This window comes from Rhodococcus globerulus (assembly GCF_019334125.1).
Classification (GTDB): Bacteria; Actinomycetota; Actinomycetes; order Mycobacteriales; family Mycobacteriaceae; genus Rhodococcus_F; species Rhodococcus_F globerula.
This window is the reverse complement of record NZ_CP079698.1, coordinates 5498279-5522272: the sequence shown is the minus strand read 5'-3', so window position 1 is coordinate 5522272 and position 23994 is coordinate 5498279. Positions and strand designations below refer to the sequence as shown.

Sequence of the window (23994 nt, the reverse complement as noted above, 5' to 3'; positions counted from 1 at the left end):
AGTCGAGATGTTCTACGACGACGATGCCGATCTGTCGATCATTCAGGGCCGCAAGGTTGCTGTGATCGGCTACGGAAGCCAGGGCCACGCCCATTCGCTGAGCCTGCGCGACTCGGGTGTCGAGGTCCGCATCGGCCTCAAGGAGGGCTCCAAGTCCCGCGACAAGGCTGAAGAAGCAGGCCTGACGGTCGGCACGCCGGCAGAGGTTTCCGAGTGGGCCGACGTCATCATGGTGCTCGCACCGGATACCGCCCAGGCAAGCATTTTCACCAATGACATCGAGCCCAACCTCAAGGACGGCGACGCGCTGTTCTTCGGTCACGGCCTGAACATTCACTTCGACCTGATCAAGGCTCCGGAGTTCGTCACCGTCGGCATGGTTGCGCCCAAGGGCCCCGGCCACCTGGTGCGTCGTCAGTTCGTCGACGGCAAGGGTGTTCCCGCGCTCATCGCAATCGACCAGGACCCCAAGGGTGAAGGCCAGGCTCTCGCTCTGTCCTACGCCAAGGGCATCGGTGGAACGCGCGCAGGCGTCATCAAGACCACGTTCAAGGAAGAGACCGAGACGGACCTCTTCGGCGAGCAGGCTGTGCTCTGCGGTGGCACCGAGGAACTGGTCAAGACCGGTTTCGAGGTCATGGTCGAGGCCGGCTACGCACCCGAGATGGCGTACTTCGAGGTTCTGCACGAGCTCAAGCTCATCGTCGACCTCATGTACGAAGGCGGCATCGCCCGCATGAACTACTCGGTGTCCGACACCGCTGAGTTCGGTGGCTACCTGTCCGGCCCGCGCGTCATCGATGCAGGCACCAAGGAGCGCATGAAGGCGATCCTGGCCGACATCCAGTCCGGCGAGTTCACCCGTCGTCTGGTTGCCAACGTCGAGAACGGCAACACCGAACTCGAAGGCCTGCGCAAGGCTAACGCCGAGCACCCCATCGAGGTCACCGGCAAGAAGCTGCGCGACCTGATGAGCTGGGTCGATCGTCCGATCACCGAAACGGCGTAATCAAGCTGTTTCAGCTTGTCTTCACTCCGGCCTGATGCCTGCTTCGGTCCAATTATCTTGGACCGGAGTGGCATTGGGCCGGAGGTCTTTGCCGGGCCAACTGAAGCCCGCCGTAATTCTCATTGAGAATTCGCCCGCAAAAGTGTCCACTATGTGGTATTGCCTACCGAGTTGTGGACGCCGAGACGGCGCGCACTAAACTACTGGGGGTTAAACCACCCCCACACCCACCTAATCAGGGAGTTTGCACGTGAGCCAGCCTGGCCGCCCCGTTGTTCTGATCGCAGACAAGCTCGCGCCGTCCACAGTCGAGGCACTCGGCGACGGTGTGGAGGTGCGGTGGGTCGACGGACCCGACCGCGCTGCCCTGCTCGCAGCTGTGCCCGATGCCGACGCGATTCTTGTTCGCTCCGCCACCACCGTCGACGCCGAGGTTCTGGCCGCAGGCACCAAGCTGAAGATCATCGGCCGCGCCGGTGTCGGCCTGGACAATGTCGAGATCCCCGCAGCCACCGAGCGCGGCGTGATGGTCGTCAATGCACCGACCTCCAACATCCACTCGGCAGCCGAGCACGCAGTTGCTCTGCTCATGTCGACGGCTCGCCAGATCCCCGCCGCAGACAAGACCCTGCGCGAAAGCACCTGGAAGCGCAGCAAGTTCAACGGCGTCGAGATCCTCGGCAAGACCGTCGGCGTTGTCGGCCTCGGCCGCATCGGCCAGCTGTTCGCACAGCGTCTCGCCGCGTTCGAAACCACCATCATCGCGTACGACCCCTACTTGCCCGCAGCTCGCGCAGCGCAGCTCGGCATCGAACTGGTCACCATCGACGAGCTCGTCGAGCGTGCGGACTTCATCTCCGTTCACCTCCCCAAGACCAAGGAAACGGCCGGCCTGATCAACGCCGAGCGTCTCTCCCGCGCCAAGGACGGCGTCATCATCGTCAACGCCGCTCGCGGTGGACTGATCGACGAAGATGCGCTGTACGACGCTCTGGTCTCCGGCAAGGTTCGCGGCGCCGGTCTCGATGTGTTCAACACCGAGCCTTGCACCGACTCCAAGCTCTTCGGCCTCGAGAACGTCGTCGTCACCCCGCACCTCGGTGCTTCGACGTCCGAAGCTCAGGACCGTGCAGGCATTGACGTCGCCAAGAGCGTTCTCCTGGCTCTGGCCGGCGACTTCGTCCCCGAGGCAGTCAACGTCTCCGGTGGCCCGGTCGGCGAAGAAGTTGCTCCGTGGCTCGAGCTCGTCCGCAAGCTCGGTCTCCTTGCTGCGACGCTGTCTCCCGAAGCTGTTCAGACGGTCCAGGTTGTCGCCTCCGGCGAGCTGTCCGCTGAAACCGTCGACATCCTCGGCCTCGCTGCTCTGCGCGGCGTGTTCTCCGCAAGCAGCGACGAGGCTGTCACGTTCGTCAACGCTCCGGCACTCGCCGAGCAGCGCGGCGTCACCGTGTCCGTCGAAAAGCACTCCGAGGCACTCGCTCACCGCAGCGCAGTCGAGGTTCGTGCAGTTGCCGCCGACGGCACCGTCACCTCCGTCACGGGCGCACTCACCGGCCTGCAGCAGGTCGAGAAGATCGTCAGCATCAACGGCCGCAGCTTCGACCTGCGCGCCGAGGGTCACAACATCGTTGTCCACTACGGCGATCGCCCGGGTGTTCTCGGTGTGCTCGGTACCGTCCTCGGTAACTCCGGCATCGACATCCTCGCCGCAGCACTGAGCCAGGACGCCGAAGGCGAAGGCGCAACGGCGATCCTGCGCGTCGACAAGGTTGTCTCCGACGCCGATGTCGAGGCAATCGTCTCGCAGCTCGACGCCCGCGTTGCCCAGGTCGACCTTTCCTGATTGTTTTCACTGTGCGCCTTTGTCAACCCTTGCGGTTGATGAAGGCGCACAGTTCTACCGAATGAGGATTCAATGAAGCTTGCGGTCATTCCCGGTGACGGAATCGGTGTCGAGGTCACAGCTGAAGCACTCAAGGTGCTCGGCAAGTTGGTCCCCGATCTGGAAACCACCGAATACGATCTCGGTGCCCGTCGCTACAACGCCACCGGTGAACTGCTGCCTGCAGACGAGCTGGACCAGATCCGTCAGCACGACGCAATCCTGTTGGGCGCCATCGGCGATCCGCGGATCGTTGCGCCGGGCATCCTCGAGCGCGGTTTGCTGCTGAACATGCGTTTCCAGCTCGATCATCACGTCAACCTCCGTCCGGCGCAGCTGTACCCGGGTGCCACGTCGCCGCTCGCGGCGCAGCCCGAGATCGACTTCGTCGTGGTTCGTGAAGGCACCGAGGGCCCGTACACCGGTAACGGCGGCGCCATCCGCGTCGGCACCGATCACGAGATCGCGACCGAGGTGTCGATCAACACCTGGTTCGGCGCCGAGCGTGTTGTTCGTTACGCATTTGCGTTGGCGCAGACGCGTTCCAAGCACCTCACGCTGATCCACAAGACCAACGTGCTTTCCAACGCGGGAGCGATCTGGACGCGTGCGATCGAGACCGTCGGAGCGGAGTTCCCGGACGTCGAGACGGCGTACTGCCACATCGACGCTGCCACCATCTACATGGTGACCGACCCGTCGCGCTTCGACGTCATCGTGACGGACAACCTGTTCGGTGACATCATCACCGACCTGGCCGGCGCGGTGACCGGCGGAATCGGTTTGGCCGCAAGCGGAAACATCGATGCGTCCGGTACCAACCCGTCGATGTTCGAGCCCGTTCACGGCAGTGCCCCGGACATCGCAGGCAAGGGAATCGCAGATCCCACCGCCGCGATCCTCTCTGCCGCACTGCTTCTTCGCCATCTCGGACGCGAGGACGACGCCGCTCGCGTCGAGGCTGTGGTCGCTGCTGACCTGGCTACCCGCGGCGACGGCCCGATCTCCACCACCGAGATCGGCGACCGCATTACTGCAGCACTGTAAGCACCGCCGCTCTGTAAGATTCGTCTCACGGCTCTGACGCGCGTAAGCCTTACGGCTTGCGCGCGTCAGTCGTTTCCGGCATCCCGATAGACTTGCCAACATGCGTCTTGGTCGAATTGCCAGTCCCGATGGTGTTGCGTTTGTCAGTATCGAAGGTGAAGAGGATGCCCTCGTCGCCAAGGAAATTGCCGAGCACCCGTTCGGAAACCCCACCTTTACCGGCCGTAGTTGGCCACTAGCCGATGTGCGCCTGTTGGCGCCGATCCTTGCCAGCAAGGTGATCTGCATCGGCAAGAACTATGCGGATCATGTTGCCGAGATGGGCGGCGAGGCGCCGGCAGATCCGGTGATCTTCCTCAAGCCCAACACATCCATCGTCGGCCCCGGTGCGCCGATCGTGTTGCCGCCCAGTTCAACCGAAGTGCATTTCGAGGGTGAACTCGCGATCGTCATCGGGCAGCCGTGCAAGGACGTTCCGGCCGCAAAGGCCCTGAGTGTTGTTCTCGGATACACCGTTGCCAATGACGTGTCTGCGCGCGATCACCAGCGCCACGACGGTCAGTGGACCCGAGCAAAGGGTCATGACACGTTCTGCCCGCTCGGTCCGTGGATCGAAACGGCTTTGGATCCGTCGGACGTCGACATCAAGACCGAGGTCAACGGCGCAGTCAAGCAGGACAGCAGCACTGCTTTCCTTCTGCACGACATTCCGAAGATCATCGAGTGGATTTCGGCTGTCATGACTCTGCTCCCGGGCGACGTCATCCTCACGGGCACCCCGGCCGGGGTCGGTCCGATCGTTGCCGGCGATTCCGTCTCGGTCACGGTGTCCGGGATCGGCACGCTCACCAACCCGGTGATCGCAAAACGCTGACCATCACGTTCGATCAGGGGTCTCATCCGTACGGGTGAGGCCCCTTTTCGATTTCTTGTCGGTTTGATAACTGTCTGTCCCGCCTTTGCAGGAGTGAAATAGTTATGAGGTAGTTATCATCACAATTGCGTCGAATCAGCGTTACGGACGCGCAATGAGAAGTTCCTGAATGTGTATTTTTACCTGCATGTTTATCGCCAGAATAGGAACAAATACGACCAAAAGGGCAAATCGTATAGATGATAACCCTGGGTTTGCCAATGTAACGTTCATCCGTATTCTGGTCGATAACTGGTGTGATGCCAGTGGGGTATTAATGAGATTTCGGAAAATGGAGGCTGTGGCACATGGGCGCCTTTACTGCGTACCGGCGCACTCGGTCGATCGGGCCGAGTGAGTCCGCAGCACCGAAGTGGCGCGACAAGAAGCGATATCTGTGGCCGCTAGGTCTACTGGTACCGCTCAGTCCGTTCGCGGCATGGTTCCTGGTAGAGAAGCTGACGCTGGGTCTGTTCTGGGCTGTCGGGGCCTGGCTGATCGTGATTGTGATTCCGCTTGTCGATCTGCTTGCCGGTGAGGACGGGAACAGTCCGCCGGACGAGAAGATTCCGGAGTTGCAGGCCGATCGTTACTACCGCTGGTGCACGTACCTGTTTCTGCCGTTGCAATACATCGGCCTCGTGTTTGCGTGCTGGTGCTGGGTGAATTCGCCGATGGCGTCGGGGGAGAAGTTCGCGCTCGCGATGACCGTCGGAGTCGTTGCCGGCGTTGGAATCAACGCGGCGCACGAAATGGGCCACAAGAGTGAGAAGCTCGAAAAGTGGTTGGCCAAAATCGCACTGGCGCAGTCTTTCTACGGCCACTTTTTTGTCGAACACAATCACGGTCACCACGTGCGGGTTGCAACACCCGAAGATCCCGCAAGTTCGCGGTACCGCGAGAATTTCTGGTTCTTCTTGCCGCGGAGCGTTATCGGGGGGCTGCGCTCCGGGTGGCAGATCGAGCGCGCTCGCCTCGAACGTGCGGGAGTGAGTACCTGGAGTTACAAGAACAACATCCTCAATGGATGGGCGATGAGTGTGGTGTTGTTCGGCTCGCTCATCGCGGTATTCGGCTGGGAGATCGCGCCGTGGCTCGTTGTGCAGGCCATTGCCGGATTCACCTTCCTGGAAACAGCGAACTACCTCGAGCATTACGGGTTGCTCCGTGCCAAGCGTGACGACGGTACATACGTTCGCTGCTCACCGGAGGACAGTTGGAACAGCGACCATGTCGTGAGCAATTTGTTCCTCTATCAATTGCAGCGTCACAGTGATCATCACGCCAATCCGCGTTTGCGCTACCAGAGCCTTCGCAGCGCCGCCGACGCACCGCAGTTGCCGGCGGGATACGCGGTCATGATCGTCTGTGCGTGGGTCCCGCCGTTGTGGCGCTCGATCATGGACAAGCGACTTCTTGCGTATTACGACGGCGACATGAGCCGGATAAACGTGCTCCCCGGGCGCTGACGGTTGGCCTGCTCACCACTTTCAGGGAAAACGAAGAGTCGGCGGGACTAATCTGTAGTACGACCATCCATCATCGCCGAGCCAAGTGAGCCATGACCAACAGCGAAGTACGCGTCCGTTTCTGTCCGTCACCCACCGGAACCCCGCACGTGGGTTTGGTGCGCACCGCCCTTTTCAACTGGGCGTTCGCACGACATCACGGTGGAACCTTCGTGTTCCGCATCGAAGACACCGATGCTCAACGGGACAGCGAAGAGTCTTATCAGGCGATCCTCGACGCCCTGCGCTGGCTGGGTCTGACATGGGACGAGGGCCCCGAGGTCGGTGGGCCGCATGCGCCGTACCGCCAGTCCGAGCGTCGTGATCTGCATCTCGACGTCGTCGCAAAGTTGCTTGCGGCGGGCGAGGCCTACGAGTCGTACTCGACCAACGAAGAGGTGGAAGCGCGGCACAAGGCAGCCGGACGCGATCCGAAGCTCGGCTACGACAATTTCGATCGGGATCTCACCGACGAGCAGCGCGCGGCGTACATCGCAGACGGACGTAAGCCGGTAGTTCGCCTTCGGATGCCTGATCACGACCTGACGTGGAACGACCTCGTTCGCGGCGAGACCACGTTCAAGGCCGGAACGGTGCCGGACTTCGCGTTGACGCGCGGCAACGGCATTCCTCTCTACACGTTGGTCAATCCCGTCGACGATGCGTTGATGAAGATCACGCACGTTCTGCGCGGTGAGGACCTCCTCTCGTCCACTCCGAGGCAGTTGGCTCTGTACGAGGCGATGATCCGGATCGGTGTTGCGGATTTCACGCCGTCCTTCGGTCACCTTCCCTTCGTGATGGGTCAGGGCAACAAGAAGCTCTCCAAGCGTGACCCCGAGTCCAACCTGTTCATTCACCGTGACCGCGGGTTCATCCCCGAGGGGCTGTTGAACTACTTGGCTCTGCTCGGCTGGAGTATCGCGGACGACCACGACGTGTTCTCGCTCGACGAGATGGTTGCGGCGTTCGACATCTCCAAGGTCAATTCCAATCCGGCACGGTTCGACCAGAAGAAGGCCGACGCGATCAACGCCGAGCACATTCGCTTGCTCGAGCCGGCTGACTTCGCGGCCCGACTGAAGTCGTTCCTGGTCGAGCACGGCCACATCAGTGCCGACGTGGACGAAGCGACGTTCACTGTTGCGGCGGACCTCGTGCAGACCCGCATCGTCGTTCTGTCCGACGCGTGGGATCTGCTGAAGTTCCTGTTCGTCGACGAGGCGTCGTTTGCTCTCGATCCTGCTGCTGCGGCCAAGAACCTGAAGGAAGATGCGGGTCCGGTTCTGGACGCGTCTCTTGCTGCACTCGACGCTGTCTCGGAGTGGACGGCGGCAAGTATCGAGGAAGCCCTCAAGAAGGCGCTCATCGAGGATCTGGAGCTCAAGCCGCGTAAGGCCTTCGCTCCGGTCAGGGTGGCGATTACGGGCTCTCACATCAGCCCTCCGCTGTACGAGTCGATGGAATTGCTCGGTCGCGACGTCTCTCTTGCCCGGTTGCGTGCCGGTAGGGCAGCAGTAAGCGCCTAAATAGGATTGTCTCCGGCCGGAAATGAAGTAAAAACGTCCCGTGACCATACGATTTGGTATTTGGGGCGGGGGTACTGGTAATCTTCTTTTCGGCCGGAGACGAGCCGCCAAGCATTACAGCGAAGCGGAGCGAGCAAGGCCAAGCAAGACCTTTGGGGTATGGTGTAATTGGCAACACAGCGGTTTCTGGTACCGCCATTCTAGGTTCGAGTCCTGGTACCCCAGCGAAAATCCGGTCGATTTTGCAGCCGGACTCAGACAAGCTAAGCTTGCTGAGCTTCCAGAGAACAGCCCGAAAGGGAAGTTCTTGAAGTGCGAAAAAATAGAACATGCTTAAAGCGTGTCCTGGCCCCGTCGTCTAGCGGCCTAGGACGCCGCCCTCTCAAGGCGGTAGCGCGGGTTCGAATCCCGTCGGGGCTACAAAAAGAAAGACCCTTCGATCATCTGATCGGAGGGTCTTTCTTGTTATGCGCTCAATCAGTGAACAGTGGCGCCACAAAACAATCACCCCAGTCGAAATCGACTGGGGTGATTGTCATCTCATCTTCGGGAAGGCCGCGTGCCTATCCGCTCTTGCGACGGAATTCGCGTTTGTGATCAGCGGAACCATGAGTGCTGTGGACCTTCGACTGACCGTCGCGATGATCGGCTGCAGTGGCGTTGCTGTGGTTCTTGCGCTCGAGTGCTTCGCGGAACTTGCGCTTGTTGGCCTCCGCCGGTGTTTCCGATTCAGACGTCGTTTCGGATTCCGGATTGGTGCTGTCCTGCTCGCTCATCTGTGTGCTCCTTGGATTTTGGGCCTGTGGTCAAGCTACGCCTTCAGGAGCGGGAGCTGTAGACCCGGACAACGGCATCGCCGGCATTCCGAGTTTGCGGTGGTCCCAGGACCGTGTGCGCTCGGGGATGAAGCGTACCGCGACGCGTTTGTGGAGCATGGCGTCGACTGCTGGTCGTAGATCGTCGGAGTAAGGCCCGGTGTACCGCTCCCAGACGCTGATGCCGACCGCGAACAAGGCGTCGGGGTCGTCGACTATTTCTCCGACGCCCTCCATCGAGACGCCGCGGAGAGTGTCGTACGTGAGACCGTCCTCGATCAAGACCGACATCCGCCGGTCGCGTCGTAGGTTAACGGCTTTCTGGGATTTGGCCTTGGTCTCGAACCAGATCTCGCCGTCCACGATCGCAAACCACATCGCGATGAGGTGCGGCATGCCGTTGCCGCTCAGCGTGGCCATCGTTGCAGTACGGCTCTTTTCGACGAAGTCCGAGATTTCGGACTCCGTCATCGTGATCTGGCTGCGTTGTTTTCCGGTCATGACGGCAGTGATCTCCTCGGCTGCGGGTACTCCTGAAGTTCTTACTGTGGCACGGATTACATGATTACGTGTCCGATTACAGGCGCTTGTGCAGCGCTTCTGCCGCCGCGAGAAGGTCGGCTGCCCACCGTGCGCCGGGGCGCCTACCCATCCGGTCGATCGGTCCGGATACCGAAATCGCCGCCACGACAGTGCCGGAGCTGTCCCGTACCGGCGCCGCCACACTGGCAACTCCGGGTTCGCGCTCGGCCGCACTCTGGGCCCAGCCCCGCCGGCGAACTTCGAGAAGGACGCGCTCTCCGAAGGTCGCGTCGGCCAGAACCGCGCGCTGAGTCTGCGGATCTGCCCATGCGAGAAGGACCTTGGCACCCGAGCCGGCATTCATCGGCAGGCGCGCGCCGACCAGGACGGTGTCACGCAAGCCGGTCGGCGGTTCCATCGATGCGACGCAGACGCGTGCCGTACCTTCGCGTCGGTACAGCTGCACGCTCTCTCCGGTGATCTCACGCAAGCGGGGGAGGATGAGCCCCGCCGCGGCGATCAGAGGATCATTGGCAGTGGCAGCCAATTCGGCGAGGCCGGGGCCGGGGCACCACAGGCCGTCGGAGTCGCGGGCGAGAAGTCGATGGACCTCGAGGCCGACGGCAAGACGGTGTGCGGTGGCCCTTGGCAGGCCTGTGCGCGCACAGAGTTCGGAGAGGCTGCACGGTTCCTCGGCTACTGCATGGAGCACGCCCATTGCTTTGTCCAGCACGCCGATGCCGCTATGCTGTCTCATAGGTCGATACCAAGTTCTCGCATAGTGGGATAGTAGCGCATGATCTTCGACAGGTCAGCAGCATCCACTTTCGAGAATTTGATGCGCAGCATGAGAACTGTTGGGCTGTCGGACTTACATTTCACGCGCGGCGGGCCAGCCCGTAGTTCGCCGACGCGAGGCTACGTACAGAGGTGGAAGACATGGCACAGAAAGCACGCACTCTCGCCGAGAAGGTGTGGGACGACCACGTTGTAGTGAAAGGCGAGGGACAGAATCCCGACCTTATCTACATCGATCTCCACCTCGTCCACGAAGTGACAAGCCCGCAGGCATTCGACGGATTGCGGTTGGCCGGACGGAAGTTGCGCCGTCCCGATCTGACGATCGCCACCGAGGATCACAACGTCCCGACGATCGACATCGACAAGCCGATCGCCGATCCTGTCTCCAAGACACAGGTCGACACTCTGCGCCGAAATTGTGAAGAGTTCGGAGTTCGCTTGCACCGCATGGGCGATCTGGATCAGGGCATCGTGCATGTGGTCGGCCCACAGCTCGGACTGACTCAGCCGGGAACCACCGTCGTGTGCGGCGATTCGCACACCTCGACCCACGGCGCTTTCGGCGCTCTCGCAATGGGAATCGGCACCAGCGAGGTCGAGCATGTGATGGCAACGCAGACATTGTCGTTGCGCCCCTTCAAGACGATGGCGATCACCGTCGACGGTGAATTGCCGCCTGGCGTCACGAGTAAGGATCTGATTCTTGCTGTCATCGCCAAGATCGGCACCGGCGGTGGCCAAGGATATGTCCTCGAGTACCGCGGCGAGGCGATCCGGAAACTGTCGATGGAAGCGCGTATGACCATCTGCAACATGTCGATCGAGGCCGGTGCCCGTGCCGGCATGATCGCCCCGGACGAGATCACGTACGAGTTCATCAAGGGACGTCCGCACGCGCCGACCGGCGCGGACTGGGATGCAGCAGTGGCTGCTTGGGAACTGCTGAAGACCGACGACGGAGCGGAATTCGACAACGAAGTCCACATCGACGCCAGTGCTCTGACGCCTTTTGTCACGTGGGGAACCAACCCGGGACAGGGTGCGCCGCTCGGTGACCGTGTTCCGAATCCGGAAGAAATCGTCGAAGAGAACGAACGTCAGGCAGCCGAGAAGGCGCTCACCTACATGGGACTCGACGCCGGAATGCCGCTGCGTGAGGTCTCGGTCGACACCGTCTTCGTCGGTTCCTGCACCAACGGTCGAATCGAAGATCTGCGTGAGGTCGCCGGCGTTCTCGAGGGTCGCCATGTCGCAGAAGGTGTTCGGATGCTGATCGTTCCCGGTTCGATGCGGGTGCGCGCGCAGGCCGAAAGTGAAGGCCTTGGCGACATCTTTGTTGCCGCAGGAGCAGAGTGGCGCCAGGCCGGCTGCTCGATGTGCCTGGGTATGAACCCGGATCAGTTGGCGCCGGGCGAGCGTTCGGCTTCGACGTCGAACCGGAATTTCGAAGGCCGTCAAGGCAAAGGCGGGCGGACACATCTGGTTTCTCCGCTCGTCGCTGCCGCCACCGCCGTCCGTGGAACGTTGTCGGCACCGTCCGATCTGGTCTGACGTACCTAACACTCGAGGAGAATTTTGATGGAATCCTTTAGCACGCACAAGGGAATCGGCGTACCGCTGCGGCGCTCGAACGTCGACACCGACCAGATCATTCCGGCTGTTTATCTGAAACGCGTGACGCGCACCGGGTTCGAGGACGGATTGTTCGCCGGCTGGCGCACCGATCCGAACTTCATCCTCAATCACGCGCCGTACGACAAGGGCAGTGTCCTGGTTGCCGGTCCGGATTTCGGAACAGGTTCGTCGCGAGAGCATGCCGTTTGGGCGCTATCCGACTTCGGTTTTCGCGTTGTGATCGCGTCGCGCTTCGCAGATATCTTCCGCGGCAACGCCGGAAAAGCGGGCCTGCTGGCCGCGCAGGTGGAGCAGAGCGACGTCGAACTGCTGTGGAAATTGCTCGAAGAACAGCCCGGACTGGAATTGACCGTCGACCTCGAGAACCGGACAGTGAGTGCCGGAACAACGGTGGTGCCCTTCAGTATTGACGACTACACGAGGTGGCGTCTGCTCGAGGGTCTCGACGACATCGGACTGACATTGCGCCAGGTAGAGGCGATTTCCGAGTTCGAAAAGTCAAGGCCGTCATGGAAACCGACTACCCTCCCGGCCCAAATTTCCCAGGGCTGAACGGAAATCGGGGATAGCGGGCAAGAAGAGAAATAGGTCACGATTTCGGGGCTACGTTGATTGAGAATTGGCGTGGCACATAGACTCTTGCCGTTATCAGGTTTACCGTAGTTCTCAGTCGGTCCTACGGTGGACCATTATTTGCGGAGGAATTTCAATGAACAAGGCAGAGCTCATCGATGTTCTGACTGAGAAGCTGGGTTCGGACAGGCGCACAGCAACCGATGCAGTGGAGCACGTCGTGGACACCATCGTCCGCGCCGTCCACCGTGGCGAGAGCGTGACCATCACCGGCTTCGGTGTCTTCGAGCAGCGTCGTCGTGCGGCACGTGTCGCACGTAACCCGCGTACGGGCGAGACCGTCAAGGTCAAGCCGACGTCGGTTCCGGCTTTCCGTCCGGGCGCACAGTTCAAGGCGGTTATCGCTGGCGGCCAGAAGCTTCCGGCCAGCGGCCCGGCAGTCAAGCGCGGCGTAGCAGCACCGGCCACCAAGGCAGCAGCCAAGAAGGCAGCAGCTAAGAAGGCAGCAGCCAAGAAGACGGCAGCCAAGAAGGCTCCGGCAAAGACGGCAGCCAAGAAGACGGTTGCCGCTAAGGCTCCCGCCAAGAAGGCTCCGGCCAAGACCGCAGCCAAGAAGACGGTTGCCGCTAAGGCTCCCGCCAAGAAGGCTCCGGCAAAGACCGCAGCCAAGAAGACGGTTGCCGCCAAGGCTCCCGCCAAGAAGGCTCCGGCCAAGACCGCAGCCAAGAAGACGGTTGCCGCTAAGGCTCCCGCCAAGAAGGCTCCGGCCGCCAAGAAGGCTCCGGCCAAGAAGGCTCCGGCCAAGCGCGCTTCCAAGTAGTCGCGCTCGGGCGAAAAGCCTGACGCTGGAAAGCAAGCAGTAAAAGCAAGAGGCGGGGGGGGGGGGGGGGGGGGGGGGGGGCGGGGGGCGGGGGGGGGGGGGGGGGGGGGGGGGGGGGGTGGGGGGGGGGGGGGGGGGGGCGGGGGGGGGGGCCCCCCCCCCCTACTCCACCCCCGCGGGGGGGGGGGCCCCGCCCCCCCCGCAACTGGAATCAGTCAACCCTGGTGGACCGAAACATCCTCAGCGACAATCCCATTGCCACCACAAGCAAACAGGCGACAAAGATGCTGACGCCATTCCAGCCGCCCACCGCAAAGGCTGAACCTGCCAGAACGCCGGCAACGGATGAACCGGCGTAGTAGGCAAACAGGTAGAGCGCCGACGCTTCCGCCCGATGGACTCGGGCAAGTCGGCCGACCCACCCACTGGCTACGGAATGCGCGGCAAAGAACCCTCCGGTGAAGAGCAACATCCCCACCAACGTCAGCGCGAGGTTGTCGGGGACGGTCAACGCAAGGCCAAGCGCTGTCGCCGATACGGAGCCAAGCAACACCCACCGCTGCCCAACTCTGTCCGCGGCAGCGCCGGCCGCAGTCGATGTCACGGTTCCCGCGAGATAGAACAGAAATACCAGCCCCACCACTGCCTCGGATAGTCCGAAAGGTGCTGCAGCGAGACGAAACCCGAGGAAGTTGTAGACGGAAACAAATGCGCCCATGACAATGAAACCCAGCGCGAAAAGCGTCCGCAGCGCCGAGTTCGCAAGGTGAACGCGCAGATTCGATATTAGCCGTCGCACAGATACCGGTTGTGGCTGGAAGAATTGCGACTCCGGCAGGGTCCTGGTCATGACGATCGCAAAGACCGTCGAGAGCAGTGCGACCGCGAAAAGCGCCCAGTGCCAAGAACTTACGTCGACCACTGCAGCCGGGATCAACCGTCCGATCAATCCGCCGACGGTGGTGCCCGCAACGTAGCGCCCCATCGCTGCGCCTAAATCCTTCGGGTCGATCTCCTCCGCGAGATACGCCATGGCAACCGCCGGAATTCCCGCCAGCGCAGCGCCTTGGAACGCTCGGCCCACCAGCAGAATCTCGATTGTCGGACTCATCGGCAGCAGGAGACCGATCACGCACGACGTGATTGCCGAGAAGATCATGACGCGGGTCCGGCCGAAGCGTGCGGACAATGCACTCGCCGGAATGATCGCCAATGCAACCATGCCAGTGGTCACCGAAACGGACAGGGCCGAAACCGCGGGCGAGACTCCGAAAGAGTGCGAAAACGCAGGCAGCAGTGCCTGAGCCGAGTACATCGACACAAACGTCGTCAATCCCGCTGCAAACAATGCAAGCGTCACCGCGCGGTATCCGGCGGATCCCCGGCGGTACGACGCGATTCCTGCGCCGACTTCTGGTCCTGCGCCGGCTTCTGTTCCTGCGCTGATTTCTACCGACATGCTCATCGTCACGACCTCCGGCAAGAATCTTCCGCGCCCATGACAACAAAAGAAAATGCATTACTTTGCTGTTCTACATACCTCCGAGACATATAGGCTTCCACCTGTGATGTTGTCGGACGATCTCGAGTGGTTTGTCGTGCTGGCTGAAACCCAACAGGTCACGGCGACGGCGGATATCACTCACCTGTCGCAGCCCACGCTCTCTCGCAAACTCGCACGGCTCGAACGATCCGTTGGTGTGCCGCTCTTCGACCGACACGGCCGTCGGCTCACACTCAATCGGTACGGCCGCATCCTCTACGAACATGCAACCAGCGCCCTGAACACACTCCATTCCGCGTTGCGCCAGATCGACGCCCTGGCCGGGCCAGACACCGGAACGGTGCGACTCGACTTCCTCCATTCGTTCGGAACCTGGTTGATTCCGCGCATGATTCGGGCATATCGAACCGAACATCCAGGTGTTCGGTTCGAACTCCATCAGGATCGAGCGCAGTTCCTGAGTGATCGCGTTATCACCGGCGACGCCGATTTGGCGCTTGTGTCGCCGCAGCCGGACAACCCTCGACTCGCATGGACTCAGATAGCGCAGCAAAAACTTGCCCTCGCCGTTCCGCTCGGACATCGTTTCGCGGACCTGCCCGAGGTCGATCTGGCCGACGCTGCGGGCGAGCAATTCATCGGAATGCAGCTGGACTTCGGCATGCGGCGAATTCTCGACGAGATGTGTGCCGCGGCCGGATTCACCCCGGATTTCGTCTTCGAGAGCAGTGAGCTGGCAACTGTGGGCGGGTTGGTGTCCGCATCCCTGGGCGTGGCCGTCATGCCGATTCAGGATCCGCCCATCTGGGCAGAGGGAATCGTGTTCGTTCCCCTTGCCGGCGCAACACGCAAGATCGGGCTTGTCTGGACCGAGAATCGGGAATTGTCGAGGCCAGCGCGCGATTTCCGTGATTTTGTCCGCGAAAATATGTGGTCCTGAAACTCACACGTACAGCCAAACCGGCAGGTATGATCTCGGCAACAAGCGAATGGAACGCATCGGACAATTCAGACTGCGTCCATCTTCCGTCCACGTACGCTGGCTACGACTCGGTAACATTCGCGCAGGGGGATCAGTTCATGTCGATCAGGCCAAACCTACGGTACCGTAGGCTGGAGCGAAGTCGGGCATTCACTCAACACGGAGGCAAATAAATGACGAGGATTCTGACGCAGCTCGAACTGCTGACAGAACTGCAGCCGGTTGCCGAAGAGAACGTCAACCGGCACATCTCCATGGCAAAGGAATGGCACCCGCACGACTACGTCCCGTGGGACGAGGGTCGCAACTTCGCAGCCATGGGCGGCGAAGACTGGAGTCTCGAACAATCCCGGCTCGGCGAGGTCGCCCGAGCTGCGATGATCACCAATCTCCTCACCGAGGACAACCTGCCGTCGTACCACCGCGAGATCGCCGAGAACTTCTCGCAGGACGGAGCCTGGGGCACCTGGGTCGGCCGCTGGACCGCCGAAGAGAATCGCCACGGAATCGTGATGCGCGACTACCTGGTTGTCACGCGCGCCGTCGATCCCGTCGAGCTCGAGCGCTACCGCATGGAACACATGATCACCGGCTACAACCCGCCCATCCCGGACGACGGAGCCGGCGTTCTCCACTCTGTCGCGTACGTCACCTTCCAGGAACTCGCGACTCGCGTCAGCCACCGCAACACCGGCAAGGCCTGCAACGAGCCGATCGCCGACAAGATGCTTCAGCGCATCGCCGCCGACGAGAACCTGCACATGATCTTCTACCGCAACATCTGTGCCGCCGCTCTCGATCTTGCACCTGATCAGACACTGAAGTCCGTGTCGAACATCGTGCAGAATTTCCAGATGCCCGGTGCTGGGATGCCCAACTTCCGTCGCAACGGCGTTTTGATGGCCAAGCACGGAATCTACGATCTCCGTCAGCACCTCGACGAGGTCATCTGGCCCGTTCTGCGCAAGTGGAACATCTTCGAGCGCAACGACTTCAGCGCCGAAGGCGAGAACACTCGAGAAGAACTGGCTGCCTTCCTCGAGACACTTGCCGCCCAGGCGACAAAGTTCGAGGAGCAGCGCGATCGCATGCTCGCCCGCGAAGCCGCCAAGCGTGAACAGCAGGCCTCTTAGTTTCACCAGCTATTCTGTGCCCGGTACCGGATTCGGTACCGGGCACTTTCACTTGTCAGAAATATTTGTTCAGAGGTAGTCATGTCTTCCCTTCGTATCGGTTCACTCGAGCTGCACAGCCCCGTGGTCCTCGCGCCCATGGCCGGCGTCACCAATGTCGCTTTCCGCACGCTCTGTCGTGAACTCGAACTCGAACGTGCAGGCAGCACCTCCGGGCTCTACGTATGTGAGATGGTCACTGCCCGCGCGCTCGTAGAGCGCCAGCCGGCCACCATGCACATGACCACCTTCGGACCCACCGAGACTCCACGGTCCCTGCAGCTCTACACCGTCGACCCAGAGACGACCTACGCTGCGGCCAAAATGATCGTCGACGAGAACATGGCCGACCACATCGACATGAACTTCGGCTGCCCAGTGCCGAAAGTCACTCGAAAAGGTGGCGGCTCCGCGCTCCCCTACAAGCGTCGACTGTTCGGACAGATCGTCGCAGCTGCCGTTCGCGCCACCGAGGGCACCGACATTCCTGTCACGGTGAAGATGCGCGTCGGTATCGACGCGGACCATCACACGCACCTCGACGCCGGACGCATCGCCGCTGCCGAGGGCGCCGCCGCAATTGCCTTGCACGCGCGCACCGCGTCGCAGCGCTACTCCGGAACGGCGGACTGGAACGAGATCGCCCGCCTGAAGGAACACGTTCCCGACGTTCCGATTCTCGGAAACGGCGACATCTTCGACGCCTCCGACGCCGCCCGCATGATGGACGAGACCGGCTGTGACGGCGTTGTCGTCGGACGCGGATGCCTGGGCCGCCCGTGGCTGTTTGCAGAGCTCAGCGCGGCTCTCAACGGTCAGCCCATCGCGACGCCTCCGACGCTCGGCGAGGTCACCACGATCATCGCCCGCCACGCCCAGCTCCTCGCCGCACACCACGGTGAGATGAAGGGCTTGCGTGAACTCCGCAAGCACGTGTCCTGGTATCTGCGCGGATTCCCGGTCGGGTCGGACCTGCGCGTGTCGATGGCACTGGTCAGCACCCTGACCGAACTCGACGAACTGCTGGCCCAGCTGGACAGCTCCGTTCCATTCCCGAAGGACGCCGAAGGTCCCCGCGGCCGACAGGGTTCCCCCGGTCAGGTTGCCCTGCCCGAGGGCTGGCTCGACGATCCCGAGGACGATCTGGTGCCGGTCGGAGCGGACATCATGCATTCGGGCGGATAACGCATTGCTGTGAATTCGGGCAATTCGCCAAGTTTCTGAGTGAATAACTCAGGATCCACCAGTAATATGGCTCCAGCTTCGTCAACAGCAGTTGGACGGCGCACGACAAGAGACGCACTGTCCGTATCGGCAGTCAACGACGAGACAGGTTGCATCGGTGGGTGATGATCACGACTCGGGCCCGCCTTCGCCCGAAAGCCGCGCCCCGTGGGAGCGCCCCCTTGCAGATCAGCGATACCGCAATCGTCGTTCGTCCAAACCCGAACCCACTGGCGCGACACAGTCCGACGCCCCGCCGTCAGAGCGTCGGGGCAGTGAACGCTTCGGCCGATTCGGTCGACGTGACGCACCACCGAGCGACAGCATCTCCGTCGCAGAACTCGTCCAACGAGTCGGCGATACAGCCGGCCAGCGTGTAGTCGAACCGCCGGCCCCGAAAAAGAGCAGCCCGGCAGCGCCACCTGTTGACTCGAGGCCTCCCGTCAGGCCCCCCGACAAACCGCTGCCCCCCGAAAAGCCGCTACCTCCCCCACCGATCGCACCGGCCGCGGCCGAATGGATCAGCAGCGACCCGCCATCCTCCGCTTCTCCGCGTGTCGTCAGCGAAACCGGTGGTAGTCGGCTTGCGCTGAACAAGATTCGACGCCGCCAGCGTATGAAGACGATCAGCCGATCCGCGGTCGCATTTCTTGCCGTGATGTCACTGACCATGACCGGCGTCGTCTGGGGTTACCTTCGCACCACCGAAGGAAAGTTCGAACAGATCGCTGCGCTCGACACCAACTCCGACGACATCGTCGACGCGGGCGGCCAGCTCGGCGACGAAACCTATCTGATCGTCGGCACCGATACCAGGGCCGGCGCAAGTGGTGAGATCGGCGCCGGCACCGTCGAGGACGCCGAAGGCGCCCGGGCCGACACCGTGATGCTGGTCAACATCCCCGCCGACCGCAGCCGCGTCGTCGCCGTCTCGTTTCCCCGCGACCTCGACGTCGACCGGCCGGTCTGCCAGGGCTGGGACAACAGTTCCGGGACGTACACCAGCGAGTCCTTCCCCGCTGCCTCTGGCGACAAACTCAACGCGACCTACGCCCTGGGTGGCCCGAAGTGTCTGGTCAAGGTCATCCAGAAAATGTCCGGACTCAAGATCGGCCACTTCGTCGGCATGGACTTCGCCGGATTCGAGAGCATGGTCGACACAGTTGGCGGGGTCAACATCTGCACCCCGGTTCCCATCGAAGACGGCATTCTGGGCACTGTCCTCGCAAACAGCGGAAACCAGGTACTCGACGGCCGGACCGCGCTGAACTACGTCCGCGCCAGGCACGTCGAAGCCGAGGGCAACGGCGACTACGGGCGCATCACGCGGCAACAGAAGTTCCTGTCCGCGCTGCTGCGCTCGGCACTGTCCAACAATGTGCTGCTCAATCCCAGCAAGCTCAACGGGTTCATCAACGCATTCACGCAGGACACGTTTGTCGAGAACATCGATACAAAATCCCTGGTCACGCTGGGTCGATCATTGCAGAACGTCGATGCGGGCGCCGTCACCTTCCTGACCGTGCCCACCGACGGCACCAATGACTGGGGCAATGAAATCCCCCGGACCGACGAGATCAAAGCGCTGTTCCAGGCAATCATCGACGACGAGCCGCTCCCGGGCGAAGAGCGTGCCAACGATACCGACAAGACATCGACCAGCTCAGCGCCATCCACCGCCACGACGCCGGTGCCCGAGGCAACACTCGTGTCGGCAATGAGTCCGTACAACATCTACATCGATGTTTCGAACGCGTCAGGCGTTTCCGGTCAGGCCGCGACCGCCGCCGACCAACTTGCAGCGTACGGATTCCAGATCTCCACAATCGGTAATTTCAGCGCAGCGACGGGACTGGCCAATGTCCAGGCCTCGGCGACTGTGGTGCGGTATGCGGCCGGTTACGAAGCCGAGGCCGCCACCGTCGCATCCGCAATTCCCGGAGCCGTACTCGTTCTCACCCCGAGCATGGGCGACATGGTCGAACTTGTCATCGGCAGTGATTTTTCCGGCACAGTCGTAGCGCCGGCAGATCCGGGAACCTCGTTGTCCGCAGAGCCGTCATCGGTGGACACCAGCGTGTCGACGTCACTGCCCTCCGACATAGCCTCAGTCAACGCCGGAGACACAGCCTGCATCTGACGCTGCAGTGATCATCTCCACCTGACGCTGCGGTGTTCATTTCGCACGACGCTGCGGTGATCATTCACCTTGCGTTCACCTGTCGCTTGTGACTTGGTCTTTCACTGCACGTAGGCTCTCACCTCATGCGCGTGGCTTACAACGAACAGATGACCGAGCTTGCAGACTTGCTCGGCGAGATGGCAGGACTGGCAGGCACCGCCATGGAGCGAGCCACCCAGTCACTGCTCCAAGCAGACCTGACCCTGGCCGAGCAGGTGATCGGCGAACACGACCGGATCACCGAACTCAGCACCCTTTGCGAGGAGCGCGCCTTCGCGCTGCTCGCCTTGCAGGCTCCCGTTGCCGGCGATCTCCGCTCCGTCGTCAGCGGAATCCAGATCGTCGCCGACATCGACCGCATGGGCGCCCTTGCCCTGCACGTCGCCAAGATTGCGCGTCGTCGCCATCCGAACCACGTCCTCCCCGAGGTCGTCAACGGCTACTTCGCCGAGATGGGCCGCATCGCCGTCAGTATCGGTGCCGCGGCAAAGGAAGTCCTCGAGACCCGTGATCCCGAGCGTGCAGCCCGTCTGCGCGAAGAGGACGAGGCGATGGACGACCTGCACCGTCACCTGTTCACGGTCCTCATGGATCGCGACTGGAAGTACGGGGTTGCAGCGGCAGTCGACATCACGTTGCTCGGTCGCTTCTACGAGCGCTTTGCAGACCACGCTGTCGAGGTCGGACGCCGAGTGATCTTCCTCGTTACCGGCAAGCTGCCCGAAGAGCCCGAATCCACCGAAAAGGTCGACAAACTGACCGCCTACCCGGATCTGTAACCACTCCCCGTCACGAGCAGAAGGCGGCCGCGCATGTGCGTGGCCGCCTTTCTGTTGTGTCCCTTCAGTTAGAACCCAGCCATTCGTCCAACGTCGGCCCGGCGCTGATCGAGTCCGCTCCTGGCAGGAGAGCACCGCTGCGCATTGCCTTGCCTGCGCCTGGCATGGATACCGGGATCAGCAACTTCCGCGTGCCTCGACGGCGCAGTATTTTCCTCGTCATCTCCGGGATCTCGAGGACTTCCGGACCGGCGAGATCAGCAGCGCGACCCGACGGCCCCTTCTCCGCTGCCTGCACCAACGCCTTCGCAACGGTCTTGGCAGCGACGGGCTTCGATCTCATCCGCGGTACGAGGGCCAACGGGCCGAAACCCATGAGCGACACCGTCTTCTCGCCGAACTCGAACCACTGCGTGGATCGCAGAATCGTGAACGGGATGCCCGACGCGCTGACTGCGCGTTCCTGCGCAGCCTTACCCTGGTAGTACCCGAATGCCTTCAATCGCGGATCGTCACAGTTGACGATCGAGAGCACAACATGGTGCTTCACTCCTGCCGCATTCTCTGCTGCGGCAATGTTCTGCGCCGCGGCCTCGAAGAATGCGACGGCCTTCTTTGCACTGTTGGTGACGTGGTCACTGACATCGACAACCGCGTCGACACCCGCGAGAGCTCCGGCCAGCCCGGCACCAGTGCTGATATCGACGCCGGTCGAGCGGGCCGCGATCACCACGTCGTGGCCCACCGCCTCGGCTTCCGCAACTACGAGCTTGCCCATCAAACCTGTCCCACCGAGCACTGCTATCCGCATGATGTCTCCTCGACGTTCGCCTCTCCTCATCTTGGACGACAACGGCCTCCAGGTGTGAGAGTCTCGCGCGGAGTCTTACGTCACGGCAGGAATCTAGTCCTCCGTGAACCGACTCGCCACGCGTGCACGCCAATCCAAGCTGATGTGGTCCAAGGCCGCAGACACCTCATGCGCCTGGTCTGCAACAGCCCGGGCCAGCATGCCCGGACCGGCCAGGGGGCTCACATGCCCCTCGGCCGCGTCCGAGGTCTTCATCCCCAGCAACATGGTGGTGCCGATAACCCGATGTCCTCCCAGAACACCGGGACGGGAACGATCGGGAACACTTCGCAAGTCCAGAGTCTCCACCAGAAGCGGCGTCCCGTCGACGGTGATGCGCTGATCCGAACGCAGTGCGCCACCGATCTCACCGGTACGGCCGAACACCACCATCTCGTCGAGCAGGGCAACCGCGTCCGGCTGCAGCGAAATGTCAATTCGCCGAGCGACATCCGCGCCGCCGGCTACCACGAAGGGCGCCGCTCGCCATACCAAAGCGCCGCCGGCACCCACCGTCGCCGAAGCCGTCCACGATGCGTGACCGCCGCGGGCGTTGTACGCCACGGTGCCGGACGGCTCGAGCACCTCGAGGAACGCTCCCGGCGCCACGTCGAACTCGATGCGTAGGTTGTCACCGGCCAACAGTGTCGCGCTGTGTCCTACCAGGGCAACGCGCACGTGCAACCCGTGAGCACTCACCAGGCGTGGCGCCAGGAAATCCCCGGAGATCAACTCTTTGGCAACAGCGGTGCCGCCCACTCGCTCAACGACGACCCGCGTAGCTCCCGCAGTCATCAGTGAGCGTGAGAGTGACTGTGCCCGTGACCGTGTCCGTGGTCGTGGTCGTGGTCTTCTTCATCGGCGTGGAAGTGCGGTGCCATCGGTCCCGGGTCCTGGGGCACATGATTGCCCTCGCGGTGAGCGGCGATGACCTTGCGCAGCCACGCGCTGAGCTGATCGATCGTGGCGTGGTCCTTCTGGCTGAGCGCGAGGACGGGCAGTCCGTCGCGTGCTGCTGTTGCATCGGCAACCATTTGAACGGCATCGACGTCGACATACGGAGCCAGGTCGATCTTGTTGACCACCAACAGATCTGCGCGCTCGATTCCGGGTCCACCCTTACGCGCGACATCGCCGCCGCCGGCAACATCGATGCAGAAGATCTGCGCATCGACGAGTGCGGGACTGAACGTCGCAGTGAGGTTGTCGCCGCCGCTCTCCACGATCACCATGTCGAGGGGATGAAATTCGCGCTCGAGGTCTTCCACCGCAATCAGATTGGGTGTCACGTCGTCACGGATCGCCGTGTGCGGGCACGCCCCGGTCTCGACTGCGACGATGCGCTCGATCGGCAGGACGTTTGCGGCGCGCAACAGTCGCGCGTCCTCATCGGTGTAGATGTCGTTGGTGACAACCGCGATCTCGAACTCCGACGCGAGCTCGCGGCAGATGGTGGCGATCAGGGTGCTTTTGCCAGTGCCGACCGGGCCGGCAACACCGAGCCTCAAACCTCTTGCAGCAGTTGCGGTATCGGTGGTTGTGTTCAGATTGTCAAGCACGGAAAATCCTCCTGGATCGAGCGTGGTGTTCTAGTGACCATTGTTCGACCAACGGTCCTGTTGTTGCAGGTATAGCCGAGGCACTCTCGACCGCGACGGCTGCCGCGGCGACGGTCTCGATGGTCGGGGCTGCCCGCAGCAGCCATTCGACCGGTTCTGCCGGATCCACCGGCAGTAGTTTCAGTGCCGCCGATGCGACGGTTTGCGCGTCGTCGTACAGGCAAGATCGCGCCGCCGCCAGATCGTCCATGCCGGAGACGGCGGTGAACACTCCCAATGCCAACGGCCGCATCGGATGCCCCGGTAGCGCCATGAGGAGTTTCACCGCGGGGTGCCCCGGCCACAACCGCGACGCCAACCTGGCCAGCCCACGTCCGAGCTGGATGGACGCCTCACGCAGCGGCGCGCTGGGCGTGCGAGCGAGCAATTCGTTCGAGATGGCCTCGAGTTCGTCTGCACCACCCTCACTTACGGCCCAGCGCCGCGTAATCACCGTTGCAGCGGCTTCGACCAGTCCGACCGTCTCGAGTCGACCTCGAATGAAATCCGGAACCTGACTTTGGTGCAGCCCGGCCGCCAATGCCGGTTCCAGCCCGGACGAGTGCGCGTGCCCACCGGTAGGCAGACGCCCGTCGGCCAGGAGCATCGACGCTATCTCGGCGGACATCATCTCAACTCGCACCGGGCA

At 62.2% G+C, this 23994-nt stretch carries 22 protein-coding genes and 2 tRNA genes; 16 read left to right on the top strand and 8 right to left on the bottom strand.

Annotated elements, in window-relative coordinates; translation table 11 throughout:
- Window positions 1-7 precede the first annotated feature (7 nt).
- The 8 genes from ilvC (at window position 8) to KYT97_RS25180 (ending at window position 8308) form a co-directional block, all read left to right on the top strand.
- The gene (gene ilvC, locus KYT97_RS25215) at window positions 8-1009 is read left to right on the top strand and encodes a ketol-acid reductoisomerase (RefSeq protein ID WP_172937779.1); all 1002 of its coding nucleotides are present in this window, start codon (window positions 8-10) and stop codon (window positions 1007-1009) included.
- 250 nt (window positions 1010-1259) lie between these two features.
- Complete coding sequence (gene serA, locus KYT97_RS25210; protein ID WP_033236586.1) at window positions 1260-2852, top strand: phosphoglycerate dehydrogenase; 1593 nt, start codon at window positions 1260-1262, stop codon at window positions 2850-2852.
- A 72-nt stretch (window positions 2853-2924) separates the two neighbouring features.
- Window positions 2925-3938, top strand: coding sequence for a 3-isopropylmalate dehydrogenase (locus KYT97_RS25205; RefSeq protein WP_033236585.1), 1014 nt, complete (start codon window positions 2925-2927; stop codon window positions 3936-3938).
- Between the two features lie 100 nt (window positions 3939-4038).
- Complete coding sequence (locus tag KYT97_RS25200; protein WP_092808550.1) at window positions 4039-4812, top strand: fumarylacetoacetate hydrolase family protein; 774 nt, start codon at window positions 4039-4041, stop codon at window positions 4810-4812.
- Between the two features lie 347 nt (window positions 4813-5159).
- Window positions 5160-6320 carry an alkane 1-monooxygenase gene (locus KYT97_RS25195; RefSeq protein ID WP_045067164.1) on the top strand — a complete coding sequence of 387 codons (1161 nt, stop codon included), beginning with the start codon at window positions 5160-5162 and terminating at the stop codon, window positions 6318-6320.
- Between the two features lie 92 nt (window positions 6321-6412).
- Window positions 6413-7888 carry a glutamate--tRNA ligase gene (gltX, locus tag KYT97_RS25190; RefSeq protein WP_033236583.1) on the top strand — a complete coding sequence of 492 codons (1476 nt, stop codon included), beginning with the start codon at window positions 6413-6415 and terminating at the stop codon, window positions 7886-7888.
- Window positions 7889-8041: 153 nt separating this feature from the next.
- Window positions 8042-8113: transfer RNA gene (locus tag KYT97_RS25185), tRNA-Gln, on the top strand.
- 122 nt (window positions 8114-8235) lie between these two features.
- A tRNA-Glu gene (locus tag KYT97_RS25180) sits at window positions 8236-8308 on the top strand.
- Window positions 8309-8451: 143 nt separating this feature from the next.
- Here the strand turns inward: KYT97_RS25180 and KYT97_RS25175 are convergent.
- The 3 genes from KYT97_RS25175 to KYT97_RS25165 all read right to left on the bottom strand — a co-directional run bounded on the left by KYT97_RS25175 (window position 8452) and on the right by KYT97_RS25165 (window position 9982).
- Complete coding sequence (locus tag KYT97_RS25175) at window positions 8452-8664, bottom strand: DUF5302 domain-containing protein (protein WP_033236582.1); 213 nt, start codon at window positions 8662-8664, stop codon at window positions 8452-8454.
- Between the two features lie 30 nt (window positions 8665-8694).
- On the bottom strand, window positions 8695-9204 hold the full coding sequence (locus tag KYT97_RS25170) for a pyridoxamine 5'-phosphate oxidase family protein (protein WP_219110929.1): 510 nt from the start codon (window positions 9202-9204) through the stop codon (window positions 8695-8697).
- A 76-nt stretch (window positions 9205-9280) separates the two neighbouring features.
- Window positions 9281-9982 (bottom strand): IclR family transcriptional regulator, encoded by a 702-nt coding sequence (locus KYT97_RS25165; protein ID WP_033236580.1) that lies wholly within the window; start codon window positions 9980-9982, stop codon window positions 9281-9283.
- Window positions 9983-10164: 182 nt separating this feature from the next.
- On the opposite strand from KYT97_RS25165, the gene leuC reads away from it, so the two are divergent.
- From leuC to KYT97_RS25150, 3 genes are all read left to right on the top strand, one after another.
- Window positions 10165-11577: a 3-isopropylmalate dehydratase large subunit gene (gene leuC, locus KYT97_RS25160; RefSeq protein WP_033236579.1), complete on the top strand. Its 1413-nt coding sequence runs from the start codon at window positions 10165-10167 to the stop codon at window positions 11575-11577.
- A gap of 27 nt (window positions 11578-11604) precedes the next feature.
- Window positions 11605-12213 (top strand): 3-isopropylmalate dehydratase small subunit, encoded by a 609-nt coding sequence (leuD, locus tag KYT97_RS25155; RefSeq protein ID WP_033236578.1) that lies wholly within the window; start codon window positions 11605-11607, stop codon window positions 12211-12213.
- A gap of 157 nt (window positions 12214-12370) precedes the next feature.
- The gene (locus tag KYT97_RS25150) at window positions 12371-13054 is read left to right on the top strand and encodes an HU family DNA-binding protein (RefSeq protein WP_033236577.1); all 684 of its coding nucleotides are present in this window, start codon (window positions 12371-12373) and stop codon (window positions 13052-13054) included.
- Window positions 13055-13265: 211 nt separating this feature from the next.
- Here the strand turns inward: KYT97_RS25150 and KYT97_RS25145 are convergent, their stop codons facing one another.
- Window positions 13266-14513, bottom strand: a complete 1248-nt coding sequence (locus KYT97_RS25145) for an MFS transporter (protein ID WP_415395489.1) — start codon at window positions 14511-14513, stop codon at window positions 13266-13268.
- A 109-nt stretch (window positions 14514-14622) separates the two neighbouring features.
- On the opposite strand from KYT97_RS25145, the gene KYT97_RS25140 reads away from it, so the two are divergent.
- From KYT97_RS25140 to phoU, 5 genes are all read left to right on the top strand, one after another.
- Entirely contained in the window at window positions 14623-15498 is an 876-nt protein-coding gene (locus KYT97_RS25140; protein ID WP_172935980.1) for a LysR family transcriptional regulator, read from the top strand.
- 215 nt (window positions 15499-15713) lie between these two features.
- The gene (locus tag KYT97_RS25135) at window positions 15714-16673 is read left to right on the top strand and encodes an acyl-ACP desaturase (protein WP_033233981.1); all 960 of its coding nucleotides are present in this window, start codon (window positions 15714-15716) and stop codon (window positions 16671-16673) included.
- Window positions 16674-16754: 81 nt separating this feature from the next.
- The gene (dusB, locus tag KYT97_RS25130) at window positions 16755-17897 is read left to right on the top strand and encodes a tRNA dihydrouridine synthase DusB (RefSeq protein WP_219110927.1); all 1143 of its coding nucleotides are present in this window, start codon (window positions 16755-16757) and stop codon (window positions 17895-17897) included.
- A gap of 157 nt (window positions 17898-18054) precedes the next feature.
- Entirely contained in the window at window positions 18055-20076 is a 2022-nt protein-coding gene (locus KYT97_RS25125; protein WP_219110926.1) for an LCP family protein, read from the top strand.
- Between the two features lie 125 nt (window positions 20077-20201).
- Window positions 20202-20897 (top strand): phosphate signaling complex protein PhoU, encoded by a 696-nt coding sequence (gene phoU, locus KYT97_RS25120; RefSeq protein ID WP_033233978.1) that lies wholly within the window; start codon window positions 20202-20204, stop codon window positions 20895-20897.
- A 64-nt stretch (window positions 20898-20961) separates the two neighbouring features.
- Here phoU and KYT97_RS25115 read toward each other — a convergent pair whose 3' ends face one another.
- From KYT97_RS25115 to KYT97_RS25100, 4 genes are all read right to left on the bottom strand, one after another.
- Complete coding sequence (locus KYT97_RS25115) at window positions 20962-21708, bottom strand: SDR family oxidoreductase (protein ID WP_219110925.1); 747 nt, start codon at window positions 21706-21708, stop codon at window positions 20962-20964.
- A gap of 93 nt (window positions 21709-21801) precedes the next feature.
- The gene (locus KYT97_RS25110) at window positions 21802-22542 is read right to left on the bottom strand and encodes an urease accessory protein UreD (RefSeq protein ID WP_245005919.1); all 741 of its coding nucleotides are present in this window, start codon (window positions 22540-22542) and stop codon (window positions 21802-21804) included.
- A complete protein-coding gene (gene ureG, locus KYT97_RS25105; protein WP_045068829.1) occupies window positions 22542-23306 on the bottom strand; it encodes an urease accessory protein UreG in 765 nt (254 codons plus the stop codon). Before ureG ends, KYT97_RS25110 begins: the two co-directional genes overlap by 1 nt.
- The gene (locus tag KYT97_RS25100; RefSeq protein WP_245005918.1) at window positions 23299-23973 is read right to left on the bottom strand and encodes an urease accessory protein UreF; all 675 of its coding nucleotides are present in this window, start codon (window positions 23971-23973) and stop codon (window positions 23299-23301) included. The genes ureG and KYT97_RS25100 overlap by 8 nt, the downstream gene beginning before the upstream one ends.
- Window positions 23974-23994 lie beyond the last annotated feature (21 nt).

Bases quoted from the DNA above. Each gene is read 5' to 3' on its own strand.
- ilvC (WP_172937779.1), top strand. From the start codon at position 8: ATGTTCTACGACGACGATGCCGATCTGTCGATCATTCAGGGCCGCAAG.
- KYT97_RS25205 (WP_033236585.1), top strand. From the start codon at position 2,925: ATGAAGCTTGCGGTCATTCCCGGTGACGGAATCGGTGTCGAGGTCACA.
- KYT97_RS25200 (WP_092808550.1), top strand. From the start codon at position 4,039: ATGCGTCTTGGTCGAATTGCCAGTCCCGATGGTGTTGCGTTTGTCAGT.
- KYT97_RS25195 (WP_045067164.1), top strand. From the start codon at position 5,160: ATGGGCGCCTTTACTGCGTACCGGCGCACTCGGTCGATCGGGCCGAGT.
- gltX (WP_033236583.1), top strand. From the start codon at position 6,413: ATGACCAACAGCGAAGTACGCGTCCGTTTCTGTCCGTCACCCACCGGA.
- KYT97_RS25175 (WP_033236582.1), bottom strand. From the start codon at position 8,664: ATGAGCGAGCAGGACAGCACCAATCCGGAATCCGAAACGACGTCTGAA.
- KYT97_RS25170 (WP_219110929.1), bottom strand. From the start codon at position 9,204: ATGACCGGAAAACAACGCAGCCAGATCACGATGACGGAGTCCGAAATC.
- KYT97_RS25165 (WP_033236580.1), bottom strand. From the start codon at position 9,982: ATGAGACAGCATAGCGGCATCGGCGTGCTGGACAAAGCAATGGGCGTG.
- leuC (WP_033236579.1), top strand. From the start codon at position 10,165: ATGGCACAGAAAGCACGCACTCTCGCCGAGAAGGTGTGGGACGACCAC.
- leuD (WP_033236578.1), top strand. From the start codon at position 11,605: ATGGAATCCTTTAGCACGCACAAGGGAATCGGCGTACCGCTGCGGCGC.
- KYT97_RS25150 (WP_033236577.1), top strand. From the start codon at position 12,371: ATGAACAAGGCAGAGCTCATCGATGTTCTGACTGAGAAGCTGGGTTCG.
- KYT97_RS25145 (WP_415395489.1), bottom strand. From the start codon at position 14,513: ATGTCGGTAGAAATCAGCGCAGGAACAGAAGCCGGCGCAGGACCAGAA.
- KYT97_RS25140 (WP_172935980.1), top strand. From the start codon at position 14,623: ATGTTGTCGGACGATCTCGAGTGGTTTGTCGTGCTGGCTGAAACCCAA.
- KYT97_RS25135 (WP_033233981.1), top strand. From the start codon at position 15,714: ATGACGAGGATTCTGACGCAGCTCGAACTGCTGACAGAACTGCAGCCG.
- dusB (WP_219110927.1), top strand. From the start codon at position 16,755: ATGTCTTCCCTTCGTATCGGTTCACTCGAGCTGCACAGCCCCGTGGTC.
- phoU (WP_033233978.1), top strand. From the start codon at position 20,202: ATGCGCGTGGCTTACAACGAACAGATGACCGAGCTTGCAGACTTGCTC.
- KYT97_RS25115 (WP_219110925.1), bottom strand. From the start codon at position 21,708: ATGCGGATAGCAGTGCTCGGTGGGACAGGTTTGATGGGCAAGCTCGTA.
- KYT97_RS25110 (WP_245005919.1), bottom strand. From the start codon at position 22,542: ATGACTGCGGGAGCTACGCGGGTCGTCGTTGAGCGAGTGGGCGGCACC.
- KYT97_RS25100 (WP_245005918.1), bottom strand. From the start codon at position 23,973: ATGTCCGCCGAGATAGCGTCGATGCTCCTGGCCGACGGGCGTCTGCCT.